The sequence below is a fragment of the Roseomonas sp. FDAARGOS_362 genome (genome assembly GCF_002754815.1).
Classification (GTDB): Bacteria; Pseudomonadota; Alphaproteobacteria; order Acetobacterales; family Acetobacteraceae; genus Roseomonas; species Roseomonas mucosa.
On record NZ_CP024588.1, the window covers coordinates 463,078 to 479,805 of the forward strand.

Below are 16,728 nucleotides of genomic sequence, written 5' to 3' on the forward strand. Positions count from 1 at the left end.
GCGATGGACAGCTTCCTTTCCTCCCCGGTCGGCATCCTCGCGCTGACGCTGGCGCAGACCCTGGCGCTGCTGGTGCCGCTGCTGATCGCGGTCGCCTACCTCACCTATGCGGAACGCAAGGTGCTGGCCGCCATGCAGTACCGCCGGGGGCCGAACGTGGTCGGCCCCTTCGGCCTGCTGCAGCCCTTCGCCGATGCGCTGAAGATGATGACCAAGGAGACCATCATCCCGACCGGCGCGTCGCGTGTGCTGTTCATCATGGCGCCGATGATCACCTTCGTCCTGGCCATGCTGGCCTGGGCGGTGATCCCGGTGAACGACGGCTGGGCGATCGCCAACATCAATGTCGGCGTGCTCTACCTCTTCGCCATCTCCTCGCTCGGCGTCTATGGCATCATCATCGCCGGCTGGGCGTCGAACTCGAAATACGCCTTCCTGGGCGCGCTGCGCTCGGCGGCGCAGATGGTGTCCTACGAGGTCTCGATGGGCCTCATCATCGTGACCGTGCTGATGTGCGTGGGGTCGCTGAACCTGACGGACATCGTGCGGGCGCAGGAGCATGTGTGGTTCGCCATACCGCTCTTCCCGATGTTCATCATCTTCTTCATCTCGATCCTGGCGGAGACGAACCGCGCCCCCTTCGACCTGCCGGAAGGCGAGAGCGAGCTGGTGGCGGGCTTCTTCGTCGAATACAGCTCGATGACCTTCGGGCTCTTCTTCCTCGGCGAGTACGCGAACATGATCCTCATGTCCGCGCTGACCACCATCCTCTTCCTGGGTGGCTGGTACCCGCCGATGGACGTGGCGCCGCTGAACTGGGTGCCGGGGCCGCTCTGGTTCATCCTGAAGATCCTGATCTGCCTCTTCGTCTTCCTTTGGGTCCGCGCGACCTTCCCGCGCTACCGCTACGACCAGCTGATGCGGCTGGGCTGGAAGGTCTTCCTGCCCTTCACCCTGGGCTGGCTGGTGCTGACCGCGGTGGCGCTGAAGGCCTTCGGGTGGCTGCCGGCATGACGCGGGCTCTGGACGACATGCGCCTCCTCTCTTTCACCCTTCATCTCGCCCTGGCCGGAAAGGCATAGCATCATGGCGACGCTCGACAGCCTGGCGCGCGGCTACCTGCTCGTGGATATCGCGCAGGGCATGTGGCTGACGCTGAAGGCCTTCTTCAAGCCCAAGGTCACGCTGAACTACCCGTTCGAGCGGCAGCCGCTTTCGCCCCGCTTCAAGGGCGAGCACGCGCTGCGCCGCTATCCGAACGGGGAGGAGCGCTGCATCGCCTGCAAGCTCTGCGAGGCGATCTGCCCGGCGCTGGCCATCACCATCGAGGCCGAGCCGCGCGAGGACGGGTCCCGCCGCACCACGCGCTACGACATCGACATGGTGAAGTGCATCTATTGCGGTCTCTGCGAGGAGGCCTGCCCGGTGGATGCGATCGTCGAGGGGCCGAACCTCGAATTCGCCACGGAAACGCGGGAGGAGCTTCTCTATGACAAGAACAAGCTGCTCGCGAACGGAGACCGGTGGGAACCGCTGCTCGCCGCGAGGCTCGAGCTCGACGCTCCCTACCGCTGAGAACGCATCCGGGGGCGCCGCAAAGCGCCCCCGGTTCACGAAGATGGAACGCCCCATGGACTGCCTGGCCCGATGATCGCAGCTCTCGCCTTCTACGCCTTCGCGGCGGTGCTGATCGCCTCCGCCGTGATGGTGGTGACCAGCCGCAATCCCGTCTACAGCGTGCTGTACCTCATCCTCGGCTTCTTCAATGCCGCCGGGCTCTTCCTCCTCGCGGGGGCGGAGTTCCTCGCGATGATCCTGGTCATCGTCTATGTCGGCGCGGTCGCGGTGCTGTTCCTCTTCGTCGTGATGATGCTGGATGTGGACTTCACCCGGCTGCGGGAGGGCTTCCAGCGCTACGCCCCGATCGGGGCGATCGTGGGCGGCATCCTCTTCCTGGAGCTGCTTCTGGTCCTGGCCGGCTGGCAATTCAGCTCGGAGGCGGTGACGCTGCGCATGAACGCGGCGCCGGCCGACATGACCAACACCCACGCGCTCGGGCACCTGATCTACACAGACTATATCTTCCTGTTCCAGGCGGCGGGCATGGTCCTGCTGGTGGCGATGATCGGGGCCATCGTGCTGACGCACCGCGAAAAGACGGGGCTGTCGCGGCGGCAGAACATCGCCCAGCAGATCGCACGCGCGGGCAAGGTGGAGATGCAGAAGGTGCCGAGCGGCGCCGGGCTGGGCGAGATCGGCATCCTGCGGCCGCTGCCGCCGGAGCCGAAGGACAAGCCCAAGGCGATCCACCACGCAGATCATGGCCACGGGGGGGGCCACCACTGATGCTCACCATCGGGCTTGGCCACTACCTGGCGGTAGGGGCGATCCTTTTCCTGCTCGGCATCTTCGGGATCTTCATGAACCGGAAGAATGTCATCGTGCTGCTGATGTCGATCGAGCTGATCCTGCTTTCGGTCAACACCAACATGGTGGCCTTCTCCTCGGCGCTAGGCGACCTGACCGGGCAGGTCTTCGCCCTGTTCATCCTGACGGTGGCGGCGGCCGAGGCCGCGATCGGCCTCGCGATCCTCGTCATCTATTTCCGCAACCGTGGCAGCATCGAGGTGGAAGACGTGTCCACCCTGAAGGGTTGAGCGGCATGTTCGTCGGCGCTGTCTTCTTCCCCCTGCTGGGCTCCGCCATCTCGGGCTTCCTGGGCCGCTGGATCGGCGACAAGGCCGCCCAGTGGTCCACCGTGATCTGCATGGCGCTGGCCGCGGTCTGCGGGCTCTCCGCCTTCTGGCAGGTCGGGCTGCACAGCCAGCCCGCCACGGTGGTGGTCACCAACTTCATCGAGGCCGGCTCGCTCAGCGTGGACTGGGCGCTCCGCTACGACACGCTCTCGGCCATGATGGTCGGGATGATCACGCTGATCTCCACGCTGATCCATCTCTACAGCGTGGGCTACATGTCCCATGACGAGACGCCGTCGCGGTACTTCGCCTATCTCTCGCTCTTCACCTTCGCCATGCTGATGCTGGTGACGGCGGACAACCTCGTCCAGCTCTTCTTCGGCTGGGAGGGCGTGGGCCTCGCGAGCTACCTGCTGATCGGCTACTACTACGAGCGCGAGAGCGCGAACCGCGCGGCGATGAAGGCCTTCATCGTCAACCGCGTGGGTGACCTGTTCTTCATGATGGGCATGGCACTCACCTTCTGGACCTTTGGCGAGCTCGGCTTCAACGAGATCTTCGCCGCGCTGCCGGAGGCGCAGGGCCAGACCATCTTCGGCTTCTCCTCCATCGAGGTGATCGGCGTGCTGCTCTTCGCCGGCGCCTGCGGCAAGTCGGCGCAGCTCGTGCTGCACACCTGGCTGCCGGACGCCATGGAGGGCCCGACCCCCGTTTCCGCGCTGATCCACGCGGCGACCATGGTGACGGCCGGCGTCTTCCTGATGGCCCGCATGTCGCCGCTGATGGAGATGGCGCCGCACGCGCTGACGCTGGTGACCTTCATCGGCGCCACCACCGCCTTCTTCGCGGCGACGGTGGGCTGCGTGCAGAACGACATCAAGCGGGTGATCGCCTTCTCCACCTGCTCGCAGCTCGGCTACATGTTCGTGGCGGTGGGCGTGGGCGCCTACCAGGCGGCGGTGTTCCATCTCTTCACCCATGCCTTCTTCAAGGCGCTGCTCTTCCTGAGTGCGGGCTCGGTGATCCATGCCATGTCCGACGAGCAGGACATCCGCCGCATGGGCGGGATCTGGACCAAGATCCCGGTCACCTACGTGGTGTTCTGGATCGGCAACCTGGCGCTGGCCGGCATCCCCTTCTTCGCCGGCTACTACTCCAAGGATGCGATCATGGAGGCGGCCTTCGCCTCGGGCAGCGCAGTCGGCATGTACGGCTTCGTCATGACCATGATCGCGGCCTTCCTGACGGCCTTCTACTCCTGGCGCCTGACGATCCTGACCTTCCACGGCAAGCCGCGGGCGGACCATCATGTAATGGAGCACGTGCATGAGAGCCCGCCGGTGATGCTGATCCCGCTGGTGCTGCTGGCGATCGGCGCGGTCTTCACCGGCTATGCCTTCTTCGACCTGATGGTCGGGCATCACTGGGAGGAGTTCTGGAACGGCTCCATCGTGAACGCCGAGACCAACCACATCATGCATGCGATGCACGAGGTGCCCGAATGGGTGCCGCTGGCGCCGACCGTGATGGGCCTGTCCGGCATCGCGCTGGCCTACATCATGTACATGTTCGTGCCGTCGCTGCCGGGCAAGCTGGCCAGCGCCTTCCACCCGATCTACCTGTTCCTGCTGAACAAGTGGTACTTCGACGAGCTGTACGACTTCCTCTTCGTACGCCCCTGCCAGCGCCTGGCCCGCACCCTGTGGAAGGTGGGCGACGCGCAGATCATCGACGGCATGCCCAACGGGGCGGCCAGCCTGACGGTCGAGGCGTCCCGCGGCGCGGTGAAGCTCCAGACCGGCAAGCTCGCCAACTATGCCTTCGCGATGATCATCGGGCTCGCGCTCTTCGTGTCCATCTTCCTGCTGGGAGTCATGCGGTGAACGCGGCCGGGTTCCCCCTTCTTTCCCTGCTGACCTTCCTGCCGCTGGCAGGGGCGGCGGTCATCATGTCCGTGCGAGGCGACGACGCGGTCGTCGCGTCCAATGCCCGTTGGACGGCGCTCTGGACCAGCCTGATCGTGCTGGCCCTGTCGCTGCTGCTCTGGTTCCGCTTCGACACCTCCTCGGCCGCCTACCAGTTCGAGGAGCAGGTCCGCTGGCTGCCGGAAGTCGGCCTTGGCTACCACATGGGGGTGGACGGCATCTCCGTCCTCTTCGTGCTGCTGTCCACCGTGCTGACGCCGCTCTGCATCCTGGCTTCCTGGGAGTCGGTGCAGAACCGGGTGCGCGAGTACATGGTCGCCTTCCTGCTGCTGGAGACCATGATGGTGGGCATGTTCAGCGCGCTGGACATCGTCCTCTTCTATGTCTTCTTCGAGGGCGTGCTGATCCCGATGTTCCTGATCATCGGGGTCTGGGGCGGGCCGCGGCGCGTCTATGCGGCCTTCAAGCTCTTCCTCTACACGCTGCTCGGCTCGGTGCTGATGCTGCTGGCCATCCTCGCGCTCTGGTACAATGCCGGCAGCAGCGACATCGGCGCGGTCATGCAGCTGAACCTGCCGCGCTCGACGCAGATCTGGATGTTCCTGGCCTTCTTCGCCGCCTTCGCGGTGAAGGTGCCGATGTGGCCGGTCCATACCTGGCTGCCGGACGCGCATGTGGAGGCGCCGACGGCGGGCTCGGTGATCCTGGCGGGCGTGCTGCTGAAGATGGGGGCCTACGGCTTCATTCGCTTCTCCATCCCACTCTTCCCCGAGGCCGCGGCGCTCTTCGCGCCGGTGATCTTCGTGCTGTCGGTGGTGGCGGTGGTCTACACCAGCCTCGTCGCCATGGCGCAGGAGGACATGAAGAAGCTGATCGCCTACTCCTCCGTCGCGCATATGGGCATCGTCACGCTGGGGCTCTTCACCTTCAACCAGCAGGGCATTTCCGGCGCGCTGCTGCAGATGATCTCGCACGGCGTGGTTTCGGGGGCGCTCTTCCTCTGTGTCGGCGTGCTCTACGATCGGGTGCATTCGCGCGAGATCGCCCGCTATGGCGGCGTGGCGAAGATCATGCCGGCCTATGCGCTGGTCTTCATGTTCTTCACCATGGGCTCGGTGGCGCTGCCCGGCCTGGCCGGCTTCCCGGGCGAGTTCCTGGTGCTGGTCGGCGCCTGGAAGGCGAATCCCTGGGCCGCCTTCGGCGGCGCCCTCGGCATGATCCTGGGCGCGGGCTACATGCTCTACCTGTACCGCAGGGTGATCTTCAGCCGCGTCACGCGCGAGGACCTGCGCGCGCTGCTGGACCTGAGCCCGCGCGAGTACGTGACCTTCGCGCCGCTGATCCTGCTGACGATCTGGCTCGGCGTGTACCCGTCCTCCTTCCTTCAGTTCTTCGAGGCCAGCGTGGCGGCGCTGATCGAGCGGCACGAGGCCGCTCTGGCTCTGCCGCGCCTGGCCGGGATGTGACAGCATGAACCCGATCAACTGGACCCTCTCGCTGCCGGAGATCGTGCTGGCGGTCTCGGTTCTGGTGCTGCTGGTCTGCGGCGTGCTGCCGAAGCGCGACACCAGCTTCGGCGTGACCATGGGCGGCGTCGGTGTCCTGCTGGTGACGGCGGCGCTGGTGATCGCGCAGGCGGACGGGACGGGCTTCTTCGGCCAGTACGTCTCCGACGCCTTTGCGCGCTTCACCAAGCTGCTGGTGCTGCTGGGCAGCCTGGCGACCATGATCCTGGCGCTGAACTGGAACGAGAGGGAGGGCATTGCCCGCTTCGAGTTCCCGATCCTGATCCTGACCGCGACCCTGGGCATGCTGGTCATGCTCGCGGCCAACGACCTGATGATGCTCTACCTGGGGCTGGAGCTCTTCTCGCTCTCGCTCTACGTCGTGGCCTCCTTCGACCGCGACAACGTCCGCTCGGCGGAGGCGGGGCTGAAGTACTTCGTGCTGGGCGCGCTCGCCTCCGGCCTGCTGCTTTACGGCGCGAGCCTGATCTACGGCTTCACCGGCACCACGAACTTCACCCGCATCGCCACCGCGATGGGCAGCCCTGGCGGTGTCTCGGCCGGCGTGGTGATCGGCCTGATCTTCGTGATTGCCGCCCTGGCCTTCAAGGTCTCGGCCGTGCCCTTCCACATGTGGACGCCGGATGTCTACGAGGGCGCGCCGACGCCGGTGACGGCCTTCTTCGCCTCGGCACCGAAGGTGGCGGCGCTGGCGCTGCTCACCCGCGTGGTGGTCGGTCCCTTCGGCGAGCTGGTGGCGCAGTGGGGGCAGGTGATGGTGGTGGTCTCCATCCTGTCCATGCTGCTGGGCTCGCTCGCCGCGATCGGGCAGCGCAACATCAAGCGGCTGATGGCCTATTCCTCCATCGGCCATGTCGGCTACGCGCTGATGGGCCTGGCGGTGGGTACGGGCACGGGCGTGCGCGGCCTGCTCTTCTACCTAGCCATCTACCTGGTGATGAACATCGGCGTCTTCGCCGTGCTGGTCTCCATGCGCCGCAACGGCCGCTCGGTGGAAGGGATCGGCGACCTCGCCGGCCTGGGCAAGACGGACCCGGCGATGGCGCTCGCCATGGCGATCTTCATGTTCTCCATGGCCGGCATCCCGCCGCTGGCCGGCTTCTTCTCGAAGCTCTACGTCTTCCTGGCTGCGGTGCAGGCGGGTTACTGGACGCTGGCGGTGATCGGCGTGCTGACCTCGGTGGTCTCGGCCTACTACTACCTCCGCATCGTCAAGGTGATGTATTTCGACGAGGCGGCCGGGGCGCTGGAACCGCGTGCGACGGGCGTCTCGGTGCTGCTGGCCGGCGCCGGCATCCTGAACGTGGTGCTGGTCTTCTTCGCCGCGCCGCTGCTCGCGGCGGCGCAGGCCGCCGTGGCTGCCCTGGCCGGGTGAGCGTACCGGTGACACCCGGAGCCGCCGGCTTCGGCTGGCGGCTTCAGGTGCATGAAAGCCTTTCCAGCACGCAGGACCATCTCCTGGCCCTCGCCGCCGCTGGGGAACCCGAGGGGACGGTCGCCTTGGCGCTGCGCCAGACGGCCGGTCGGGGCCAGCATGGCCGTGCCTGGCAGTCCCTTTCCGGCAACCTGCATCTCTCGCTCCTGTTGCGTCCGCGCGAGGCACCGCGGGAGCTGCCGCAGTATTCGCTGCTGGCGGCGGTGGCCCTGGCCGATGCCGTGGCGGGTGTCCTGCCAGCCGGCGTGCCGCTTTCCCTGAAATGGCCTAACGACCTGTTGCTGAACGGCGCCAAATGCGCCGGCATCCTCTTGAACTCCGGCCTGGACGAAGAAGGGGCGCCGTGGATCGTGCTGGGGATCGGAGTCAACCTCACCCATGTACCGCAGATTCCTGATAGATTCGTGACATGTCTTGCCGATGTCTGTGGGGCATCGCCTGGACCGGAGGCCTTCGCGCGCAGCCTGCTGGAGCGTCTCGACCATTGGCGGCAGCGCCGGGCGGCGGAAGGCTTCGGTCCCGTCCGGACCGCCTGGATGGCGTACGGGCCGGCACCCGATGCCATCCTGACGGTGCGGGGATCACGCGGATCGATCACGGGGCGGTTCGGGGGGCTGGCCGAGGATGGGGCGCTCCTGATAGCGACGGAAGAACGCGTTCACACCGTTGTCGCGGGTGAACTCGCTGGCTGAGGGAGGCCAAGATCCATGTTGCTGGCCATTGATGCAGGCAACACCAACGTCGTCTTCGCGGTCCATGACGGCCGGGAATGGCGCGGCCGCTGGCGCATCGCCACGCGGGATGACCGGACCAGCGACGAATACGCCGTCTGGCTCCTGGCCTTGTTCCGTCATGCGGGGCTGAACCCCTCGGCGATCGACCGCTGCGCCATCGGCACCGTGGTGCCGGCCGCCCTGTACAACCTGCGCCGCCTGTCCCGCGAATGGTTCTCCTGCGAGCCGCTGGTGGCCCGGGCCGCGGTGGAGTGGGGTTTCCAGATCCTGGTGGACCGCCCGAAGGAGGTCGGCGCCGACCGGCTGCTGAACGCCCTGGCGGCGCACCACCATTATCACGGACCCCTGGTGGTGGTGGATTTCGGCACTGCCACCACCTTCGATGTCGTGGACGGGAAGGGCAGCTATCTCGGTGGCGTGATCGCTCCCGGCATCAGCCTGTCGATCGAGGCGCTCCACCGGGCCGCCGCCCGCCTGCCGCGGATCGGCATCGGCCGGCCGCAATCGGTGATCGGGCGGGACACGGTGCCGGCCATGCAGTCCGGGATCTTCTGGGGCTATGTGGGGCTGATCGAGGGGATCGTGGAGCGCATCCGCGCGGAGTTCGGCGCGCCGATGAAGGTGGTGGCCACCGGCGGGCTGGCGCCGCTCTTCGCCGAGGGTACCGCCGTGATCGAGAAGACCGACCCCGATATCACCCTGGAGGGGCTGCGGCTGTTGGCGGATCGTAACCCCACGCCCATCTTCCACCGCACCAGTTTGCCCGACGTGCTGAAACCGGACCCGGATTAGATGTTTATCAGAACGAGAACAGAATGACAGAACCCACCTCCGGCCTCGCCCTGATCCCGCTCGGAGGGACCGGGGAAATTGGCCTCAACCTGAACGTGTATCGCTGCGACGGTGCTCTGCTCGCAGTGGATTGCGGCATCGGTTTCGGCGGCACCGACACGCCGGAAGCCGAGGTCATGGTCCCCGATGCCGGCTGGCTGGCGGAGCGGCGTGGCAAGCTGGTCGGGCTGGTGATCACCCACGCGCATGAGGACCATCTCGGCGCCGTGGCACCGCTCTGGCCGCAGCTCCGCTGCCCGATCTATGCCAGCCCCTTCGCCTCCGCCGTCCTGCGGCGGAAGCTGGGCGAGGCCGGGCTGCTGCACCAGGCTGAACTGCACACCATCCCGCTCGGCGGCAGCCTGGAGTTGGGCCCCTTCGCCATGCGCTTCCTCCGGGTGGCGCATTCGGTGCCGGAGGCGCAGGCGCTCTCGATCCGGACCTCCTATGGCACGGTGCTGCACACGGGTGACTGGAAGCTCGACCCGAACCCGCTCCTGGGCCTGCCGACTGACGAGGAAGGTTTCGAGGCGCTGGGGCGCGAGGGCGTGCTGGCCATGGTCTGCGACAGCACCAACGCGCTGGTCGAGGGCTATTCGGGCAGCGAGGCGGATGTCCGCCGCGAGTTGACGTCGCTGATCGGTGAGTTGCGTGGCCGGGTGGCGGTGACCTGCTTCGCCACCAACGTGGCGCGGGTGGAGAGCATCGCCCATGCCGCGCGGGCCAATGGCAGGCAGGTGGCGCTGTTCGGGCGCTCGCTGCGCAACGCCGATGCGGCGGCGCGGGAATGCGGCTACCTGAAGGAGACGCCGCCTTTCCTGAGCGAGGACGAGGCAAGCTACCTGCCGGACGAGGAGCTGCTGATCGTCTGCACCGGCAGCCAGGGCGAGCCGCGCTCGGCACTGTCCAAGATCGCCGCCGACACCCATCCCAACATCTCGCTGGGGGAGGGGGATACGGTGATCTATTCCTCCCGCCAGATCCCCGGCAACGAGCGTGCCATCGCCCGGGTGCAGGACCAGCTCCGCCGCGCCGGCTGCCGCGTGGTGACCGCCGACGAGCGGCAGGTGCATGTGTCCGGCCATCCGGCGAAGGGTGAGCTGAAGCGCCTCTATGAGCTGGTGCGGCCGCGCTTCTCCGTGCCGGTGCATGGCGAGTGGCGCCACCTGGAGCAGCATGCCGAACTGGCGCGTGCGATCGGCGCGACGCCGATCCTGATCGAGGATGGCGACGTGCTGGAACTGTCGGGCAACAAGCCGGATGTGGTGGATTCCGTCCCCACGGGGCGCCTGGCCATCGATGGCGACCGGCTCCTGCCGCTGGAAGGCGGGGTGCTCTCGGCGCGCCGGCGGATGCTGTTCAACGGGGTGATCGTCGCCTCCCTGGCGGTGGACCGGGAAGGGCGGGTGCGCGGGGAGCCCCAGGTGTCCGCCCCTGGCCTGTTCGAGCAACTGGACGCAGAGCCCGGGCAGATCGCCACGGAACTGGCCCGGGCGGTGGAGGAACTGCCGCTCAACCTGCGCCGGGACGACGACCCGCTGCGCGAGGCCGCCCGTGCCATCCTGCGCCGAGCGCTCGGCCGCCGGTTGCGCAAGCGGCCGATGGTGGACGTGCATCTGCTCCGGGTTTGAGCCATGGGCGTCGTCACCGGGATCGTGGTGTTCTTTCTGGTCTGGTGGACCGTCCTTTTCGTTACCCTCCCTCTTGGGGTGCGGCCGGACACGGATGCTGAATCGACACCTGGTGGCTGGCGGGGTGCGCCGCTGGCGCCCCGCCTGGGGCGGAAGGTCCTGCTGACCACCGCCATTTCGGCCGTGGTCTGGCTCGGATTGGAGATGGTCATCCGCAGCGATTACCTCTCCTTCCGCCATGGCTGGCTGGCGATGCACTGATTTCAGGCTTTTCGCTTAATGTTTGAACTCGTCAGCTATGGGAACGGGCTTCTCCGGTAAAAATAGCCCAAATTTTGCTCTACAACCTGGGTTTTGCGATTGCGAAGAGGGGTTGGAACGGTCAGATTCAGGAACAGGAAGAGGGTTGGTCCTCTTCCTGCCGTGTGACTGGCGTTTCCTCCCTAAACTTCGGGCCGTGCCTCCTGGCGCGGCCCTTTCTTTTTGTCGCTTTCCGGGCCGTTTCGCCGCAGCGCGATCCGCTCTAGGTTGCGCTCCCTGAACCGCTTCCCGGGGGGCCTTCCCCCTGGGCCCCGCTTTCCCGGAGACGACTGCCTTGCGCCTGTCCCGCGCCTTCCTGCCCACGCTGAAGGAAACGCCCGCCGAGGCGCAGATCGCCTCGCACCGCCTGATGCTGCGCGCTGGGCTGATCCGCCAGACGACCGCCGGCATCTATGCCTGGCTGCCGTTGGGCCTGCGCGTGCTGCGCAACATCGGGCAGATCGTGCGCGAGGAGCAGGACCGCGCCGGATCGCAGGAGATCCTGATGCCCACCATCCAGGCCGCCGAGCTCTGGAAGGAGAGCGGACGCTACGAGGACTACGGCAAGGAGATGCTGCGCATCCGCGACCGGCACGATCGTGAGATGCTCTACGGCCCGACCAACGAGGAGGTCATCACCGACATCTTCAAGGGCTTCGCCAGGTCCTACCGCGACCTGCCGCGCAACCTGTACCAGATCCAGTGGAAGTTCCGGGACGAGGTGCGCCCCCGCTTCGGCGTGATGCGCGGCCGCGAATTCCTGATGAAGGATGGCTATTCCTTCGACATCTCGCCAGAGGCAGCGCGGAAGTCCTACCACCGGATGTTCGTCTCCTATCTGCGGACCTTCGCGCGGATGGGGCTGAAGGCGATCCCGATGCGGGCGGACACCGGCCCGATCGGCGGCAATCTGAGCCACGAGTTCATCATCCTGGCGGAGACGGGCGAGAGCCAGGTCTTCCTGCACCGCGACCTGCTGGCCTACGACCCGCTGGCCGAGGCGCCGGACTATGATGGCGACCTGACGCCGCATGTCGATTTCTGGACCAGCCGCTACGCCGCCACCGACGAGATGCACGACGAGGCCGCCTGGAACGCCGTGGCGGCGGAGGAGCAGGTCTCGGCGCGTGGCATCGAGGTCGGCCATATCTTCTATTTCGGCACCAAGTACTCGGCGGCGATGGGCTTCCAGGTGACGGGGCCGGAAGGCAACCCGGTGCATCCGGAGATGGGCTCCTACGGCATCGGCGTGTCGCGCCTCGTGGCCGCGGCGATCGAGGCCAACCACGACGAGAACGGCATCAAGTGGCCGGATGCCATCGCGCCCTACAAGCTCGCCATCCTGAACCTGAAGAGCGGCGACGCGGTCTGCGACGCGGTCTGCGAGCGGATCTATGCCGCCTTTCCGGAAGACGCAGTCTATGACGACCGCCCCGAGCGTGCCGGCGTGAAGTTCGCCGATGCCGACCTGATGGGCTTCCCCTGGCAGGTCGTGGTCGGCCCGCGCGGCGCAGCGGCCGGCAAGGTCGAGCTCAAGCGGCGCATGACCGGGGAGCGCGAGGAGCTGTCGGTCGAGGACGCACTGGCCAAGCTCCGCCCCTGATGTTCAACGCCTTCGAGCGTATGGTCGCCTTCCGCTACCTCAAGGCGCGGAAGGGCGAGCGCTTCGTCTCGGTGATCGCGGTCTTCTCGCTGGTGGGCATCGCCCTCGGCGTGGCGACGCTGATCATCGTGATGAGCGTGATGAACGGCTTCCGGCAGGAGCTGCTGGGCCGCATCCTCGGGCTGAACGGCCATATGGGCGTCTATTCCGCCGCGGGCGGGAAGCTGCCGGATTTCGACGACATCGCCGCGAAGGTCCGCGCCGTGCCCGGCGTGGTCACGGCCACGCCCATCGTGGAAGGGCAGGTGCTCTTCACCTCCGATGCCGGCGGCGCCTCGGGCGGCATCGCCCGCGGCATCCGGCCGGAGGACCTGCGCGCCCGCCCGCTGATCGCCGGCAATATCCGCCTCGGCAGCCTGGAGCGTTTCGGCGGCGACGACACCATCGTCGTCGGCACGCGGCTGGCGCAGAAGCTCGGCCTGCGGCTGGGCGACCGCATCACCCTGGTTTCGCCACAGGGGCGCACCACCGTCATCGGCACCGTGCCGCGCCTGCGATCCTACGAGGTCGTGGCGATGTTCGAGGCGGGGATGAACGAGTACGACAGTTCCTACGTCTTCATGCCCTTCCAGGCGGCGCAGATCTATTTCCAGACGCAGGGCGCGGCCTCGCAGATCGAGGTCTTCGTGGACAACCCCGATCGTGTCGGCACCATCGCGCGGGAGATCTACGCCGCGCTGATGCCGACCCGCGTGCGCATCCTCGACTGGCAGAGCGCCAACTCCTCCTTCTTCAACGCGGTGCAGGTGGAGCGGAACGTGATGTTCCTGATCCTCACCCTGATCATCGTCGTGGCGGCCTTCAATATCGTCTCCTCGCTGATCATGCTGGTGAAGGACAAGACCAAGGACATCGCGGTGCTGCGGACCGTGGGGGCCACGCGCGGCGCGATCATGCGGATCTTCCTGCTCTGCGGCGCCAGCGTGGGCGTGGCGGGGACGCTGATCGGCTTCCTGATCGGCATCGTCTTCTGCGCCAATATCGAGCGCATCCGCGAGGCGTTGCAGGCGCTGACGGGGACGGAGCTGTTCAGCCCGGAGGTCTATTTCCTCACCCGCCTGCCGGCGGTGGTGAACCCGCACGAGGTGGCGCAGGTGGTGCTGATGGGCCTCGGCCTGTCGCTGCTGGCGACGCTCTATCCGTCCTGGCGGGCGGCGAAGACCGATCCCGTGGTGGCGCTGCGCAATGAGTGACACGGACAGCCTGCCGCTGCGCCTCGTGGGGCTGGAGCGGCGCTACCGCACCGAGGCGGGGGAACTCCCCGTGCTGCGCGGGGCCGACCTGACCCTCCGGGCGGGGGAGATCGTGGCGCTGGTCGCTCCTTCGGGCACCGGCAAGTCCACCCTGCTGCACTTGGCGGGTCTGCTGGAACGGCCGGATGGCGGGGAGGTCTTCATCAACGGCCGTGCCGCCGGGGGGCTCGACGACAGCGCCCGCACCACCCTGCGGCGGGAGGCGATCGGCTTCGTCTATCAGTTCCACCACCTCCTCCCCGAATTCACCGCTGAGGAGAATGTCTGCCTGCCACAGATGGCCGCCGGCGTGTCGCGCGCCCGCGCGGCGGAGCGGGCGCGGCAGCTTCTGGCCGGATTCGGCTTGACGGGACGGGAGCATCACCGGCCCGGTCGCCTCTCGGGTGGCGAGCAGCAGCGCGTGGCCATCGCCCGCGCCCTGGCGAACGGCCCGCGCATCCTGCTGGCGGACGAGCCCACGGGAAACCTCGATGTCGGCACCTCGGACCGGGTCTTCGCGGAGCTGCTGGAAAGCGCGCGGGAACGGGGGCTGGCGGCGCTGATCGCCACGCACAACCCGGAACTGGCGGCGCGGATGGACCGCGTGGTGGAACTGCGCGACGGGCATCTCCGCGAGGCCTGAACCAGCCCCGGCCGTCGCGGCGTCCTACCGCAACAGGTCCATCTGGCCGAAGCTGTCGGCGATGGCGAGGCTGACCAGGGCGATCAGGAGAACGGCCAGGATGTCCCGCGCCCGCCAGCGGCGGGGCGCCAGGGGCAGCGGTTCCCCCGAGGCGAGGGAGGGCAGGGCGCCGGCGCCGGCCCTGCCTTCGCCCGGAAAGGGAGGGCGGGCCGGGTAGCCTCGCTGGAAGGCGGGCTCTCCGGAATTCGACTTCCTTTGTCTGGCTGTTCCGCTGAACAGTCCGGTCAGTATTCCCGTATCAGGCATTTTGGGGCCAACGGCTGAGGTTCCACATGCCGGTCGGCATGCTCGCGAAGGACGATCATGCCCCGGCAGACAGGGATTTGATTCCACATCCGTTATTAAATCTTCGTGGCCCGCTCCGGGACATGCGCGTCAGTGGCTTCCGAAATCGGCGGCTGGCAGGTCGAGCGTGACGCTGGTCGTGTTGTCCTGGCGGCTCATCACGATCCGGCCGCCATAGGGTTCGGACAGGCTCCGCATGAGCTGCATGCCATCGCCATCCACGGCACCGGGAGAAGGGCCCCACCCATCATCGGTGACGCGGAGTTGCCAGCCCTGTCCGCGCCAGCCGAACTCGACGGTGATCCGGCCGGACAGGCGGACATGCAGGCCATGCTTCACCGCGTTTCCCACCATCTCGTGCGCGATACGCAGGACGACGTTCTCCAGGTGATCCGGGCAGGCACCGTCGATTTGCAGCGTCAGGGCGATGCGCTGGTCCGGATCGGCCATCAGGCCGACCACCTTCTCGCAGAGGGAGCGGAGACGCTCATCCAGCGGCCGGGGCTCCCGGGTGAAGCCGAAGAGATCGTCCGAGATCCCTGCGGAAAGGCTGATCCGGTTCTCCAGGTCCCGCACCAGCCGCCGCCCTTCCGGGGTCGCCTGCAGATCCTCCGAATGCCAGAGCTGGGCCAAAATCCGCTGCAACGCGTTCTTCGAGTGGTGACGGAGCTGCCGGAGCGCGTCGTCGCCGGCGGCGTGCCGGGGCCGGTGCATCATCCGGGTCAGGGACGGGATCAGGGAAGGGTCGGAAACGTCGAGGGACAAGGAACCGCTCCAGGGAGTGGTGTGATGGGCGGAGTATTTGTGGGAAAAAAAACCCACGTCAACAGCGAAACGGGCATTTGTGGGCATTTTTCCCACATGAGAAGCGTGCTAATAAGAGGGGAGCCCAAGGACCCATCCCTCCGGATGCCAGTTGTTCCCGACCGCGCCGACCTGCCTCTGCCGGACAGCCTGACCAAGCCCCTGCGCCGCCTCCTGCGCCCCCTCGTGCGGCTGCTGATCCGCAGCGGCGTGACCTTCCCGGTGCTCGCCGACCTGCTGCGCGGCCTCTATGTGGAGGTCGCGAGCCAGGAACTGCTCACGGACCCGAAGAGCCGCACGGACAGCCGGATCAGCCTGATGACCGGCGTGCACCGGAAGGAGATCCGCCGGCTGCGCGAGGAAGGCGGCGACGTGGCGGAGGTGCCGGTCATGGTGACGCTGGCCACCGGGATCATCGCGCGCTGGCTGGGGCAGCCCACCTATACCGGCCCGGATGGACAGCCGCTGCCCCTGCCGCGCAGCGCGCCGGAGGGCGTGCCGTCCTTCGAGGCGCTGGTCGCCTCGGTCACCACCGATGTCCGGCCGAGGGCGGTGCTGGATGACTGGATCGCCCAGGGAATCGTGCGGCTGGACGAGGAGGACCGCGTGCACCTGCTGGCGGCGGCCTTCCTGCCGGCGCCGGGCAAGGAGGAACAGCTCTTCTTCTTCGCCCGCAATATCCACGACCACCTCGCGGCGGCCACGGCGAATGTCATGGCTGCCGGGCCGGCCCCCTTCCTCGATCGCAGCGTGCACTATGACGGGCTGAGCCCGGAGGTCGCGGCGGTGCTGGAGGCGGCCGGGCGCGAATCGGCACAGCGGCTCCTGGTCGAGATCAACCGCCTGGCTCTGGCCATGCTGGAGGAAAAGGGCGAGGCCGCTGCCGGGACCCTGACACGCCGCTTCAATCTCGGCGTATATCTCTATGCCGAGGATGACGGGAACCGCGCGGAAGGGTGACAC

At 67.2% G+C, this 16,728-nt stretch carries 17 protein-coding genes; 15 read left to right on the forward strand and 2 right to left on the reverse strand.

Annotated features, from left to right (window positions below; genetic code table 11):
* Window positions 1–3 precede the first annotated feature (3 nt).
* The 14 genes from nuoH (at window position 4) to CTJ15_RS07000 (ending at window position 14,616) form a co-directional block, all read left to right on the forward strand.
* Entirely contained in the window at window positions 4–1,014 is a 1,011-nt protein-coding gene (gene nuoH, locus CTJ15_RS06935; RefSeq protein WP_019460034.1) for an NADH-quinone oxidoreductase subunit NuoH, read from the forward strand.
* A gap of 72 nt (window positions 1,015–1,086) precedes the next feature.
* A complete protein-coding gene (gene nuoI / locus CTJ15_RS06940; RefSeq protein ID WP_019460035.1) occupies window positions 1,087–1,575 on the forward strand; it encodes an NADH-quinone oxidoreductase subunit NuoI in 489 nt (162 codons plus the stop codon).
* A gap of 72 nt (window positions 1,576–1,647) precedes the next feature.
* On the forward strand, window positions 1,648–2,346 hold the full coding sequence (locus CTJ15_RS06945) for an NADH-quinone oxidoreductase subunit J (protein WP_099781382.1): 699 nt from the start codon (window positions 1,648–1,650) through the stop codon (window positions 2,344–2,346).
* A complete protein-coding gene (nuoK, locus tag CTJ15_RS06950) occupies window positions 2,346–2,657 on the forward strand; it encodes an NADH-quinone oxidoreductase subunit NuoK (RefSeq protein WP_019460037.1) in 312 nt (103 codons plus the stop codon). The genes CTJ15_RS06945 and nuoK overlap by 1 nt, the downstream gene beginning before the upstream one ends.
* Before the next feature lie 5 nt (window positions 2,658–2,662).
* Window positions 2,663–4,579 (forward strand): NADH-quinone oxidoreductase subunit L, encoded by a 1,917-nt coding sequence (gene nuoL / locus CTJ15_RS06955; RefSeq protein WP_019460038.1) that lies wholly within the window; start codon window positions 2,663–2,665, stop codon window positions 4,577–4,579.
* On the forward strand, window positions 4,576–6,087 hold the full coding sequence (locus CTJ15_RS06960; protein WP_075821392.1) for an NADH-quinone oxidoreductase subunit M: 1,512 nt from the start codon (window positions 4,576–4,578) through the stop codon (window positions 6,085–6,087). The genes nuoL and CTJ15_RS06960 overlap by 4 nt, the downstream gene beginning before the upstream one ends.
* Window positions 6,088–6,091: 4 nt before the next feature.
* Entirely contained in the window at window positions 6,092–7,522 is a 1,431-nt protein-coding gene (gene nuoN, locus CTJ15_RS06965; protein ID WP_075821391.1) for an NADH-quinone oxidoreductase subunit NuoN, read from the forward strand.
* 47 nt (window positions 7,523–7,569) lie between these two features.
* Complete coding sequence (locus CTJ15_RS06970; protein ID WP_226946144.1) at window positions 7,570–8,274, forward strand: biotin--[acetyl-CoA-carboxylase] ligase; 705 nt, start codon at window positions 7,570–7,572, stop codon at window positions 8,272–8,274.
* A gap of 15 nt (window positions 8,275–8,289) precedes the next feature.
* The gene (locus tag CTJ15_RS06975; RefSeq protein WP_019460042.1) at window positions 8,290–9,108 is read left to right on the forward strand and encodes a type III pantothenate kinase; all 819 of its coding nucleotides are present in this window, start codon (window positions 8,290–8,292) and stop codon (window positions 9,106–9,108) included.
* Window positions 9,109–9,131: 23 nt separating this feature from the next.
* The gene (locus CTJ15_RS06980) at window positions 9,132–10,778 is read left to right on the forward strand and encodes a ribonuclease J (RefSeq protein WP_058389073.1); all 1,647 of its coding nucleotides are present in this window, start codon (window positions 9,132–9,134) and stop codon (window positions 10,776–10,778) included.
* 3 nt (window positions 10,779–10,781) lie between these two features.
* Window positions 10,782–11,039 carry a DUF1467 family protein gene (locus CTJ15_RS06985; protein ID WP_058389074.1) on the forward strand — a complete coding sequence of 86 codons (258 nt, stop codon included), beginning with the start codon at window positions 10,782–10,784 and terminating at the stop codon, window positions 11,037–11,039.
* A gap of 334 nt (window positions 11,040–11,373) precedes the next feature.
* Entirely contained in the window at window positions 11,374–12,681 is a 1,308-nt protein-coding gene (proS, locus tag CTJ15_RS06990; RefSeq protein WP_075821389.1) for a proline--tRNA ligase, read from the forward strand.
* On the forward strand, window positions 12,681–13,934 hold the full coding sequence (locus CTJ15_RS06995; RefSeq protein ID WP_075821388.1) for a lipoprotein-releasing ABC transporter permease subunit: 1,254 nt from the start codon (window positions 12,681–12,683) through the stop codon (window positions 13,932–13,934). Before proS ends, CTJ15_RS06995 begins: the two co-directional genes overlap by 1 nt.
* Window positions 13,927–14,616, forward strand: a complete 690-nt coding sequence (locus CTJ15_RS07000; protein WP_075821387.1) for an ABC transporter ATP-binding protein — start codon at window positions 13,927–13,929, stop codon at window positions 14,614–14,616. The genes CTJ15_RS06995 and CTJ15_RS07000 overlap by 8 nt, the downstream gene beginning before the upstream one ends.
* Before the next feature lie 24 nt (window positions 14,617–14,640).
* Here CTJ15_RS07000 and CTJ15_RS07005 read toward each other — a convergent pair whose 3' ends face one another.
* Together CTJ15_RS07005 and CTJ15_RS07010 are read right to left on the reverse strand one after the other, a co-directional pair.
* Window positions 14,641–14,922, reverse strand: a complete 282-nt coding sequence (locus tag CTJ15_RS07005; protein ID WP_075821386.1) for a hypothetical protein — start codon at window positions 14,920–14,922, stop codon at window positions 14,641–14,643.
* A 129-nt stretch (window positions 14,923–15,051) separates the two neighbouring features.
* On the reverse strand, window positions 15,052–15,726 hold the full coding sequence (locus tag CTJ15_RS07010) for an ATP-binding protein (RefSeq protein ID WP_075821385.1): 675 nt from the start codon (window positions 15,724–15,726) through the stop codon (window positions 15,052–15,054).
* Window positions 15,727–15,870: 144 nt separating this feature from the next.
* On the opposite strand from CTJ15_RS07010, the gene CTJ15_RS07015 reads away from it, so the two are divergent.
* Window positions 15,871–16,725 carry a DUF6502 family protein gene (locus tag CTJ15_RS07015; RefSeq protein ID WP_099781384.1) on the forward strand — a complete coding sequence of 285 codons (855 nt, stop codon included), beginning with the start codon at window positions 15,871–15,873 and terminating at the stop codon, window positions 16,723–16,725.
* The last annotated feature ends 3 nt before the right edge of the window (window positions 16,726–16,728 follow it).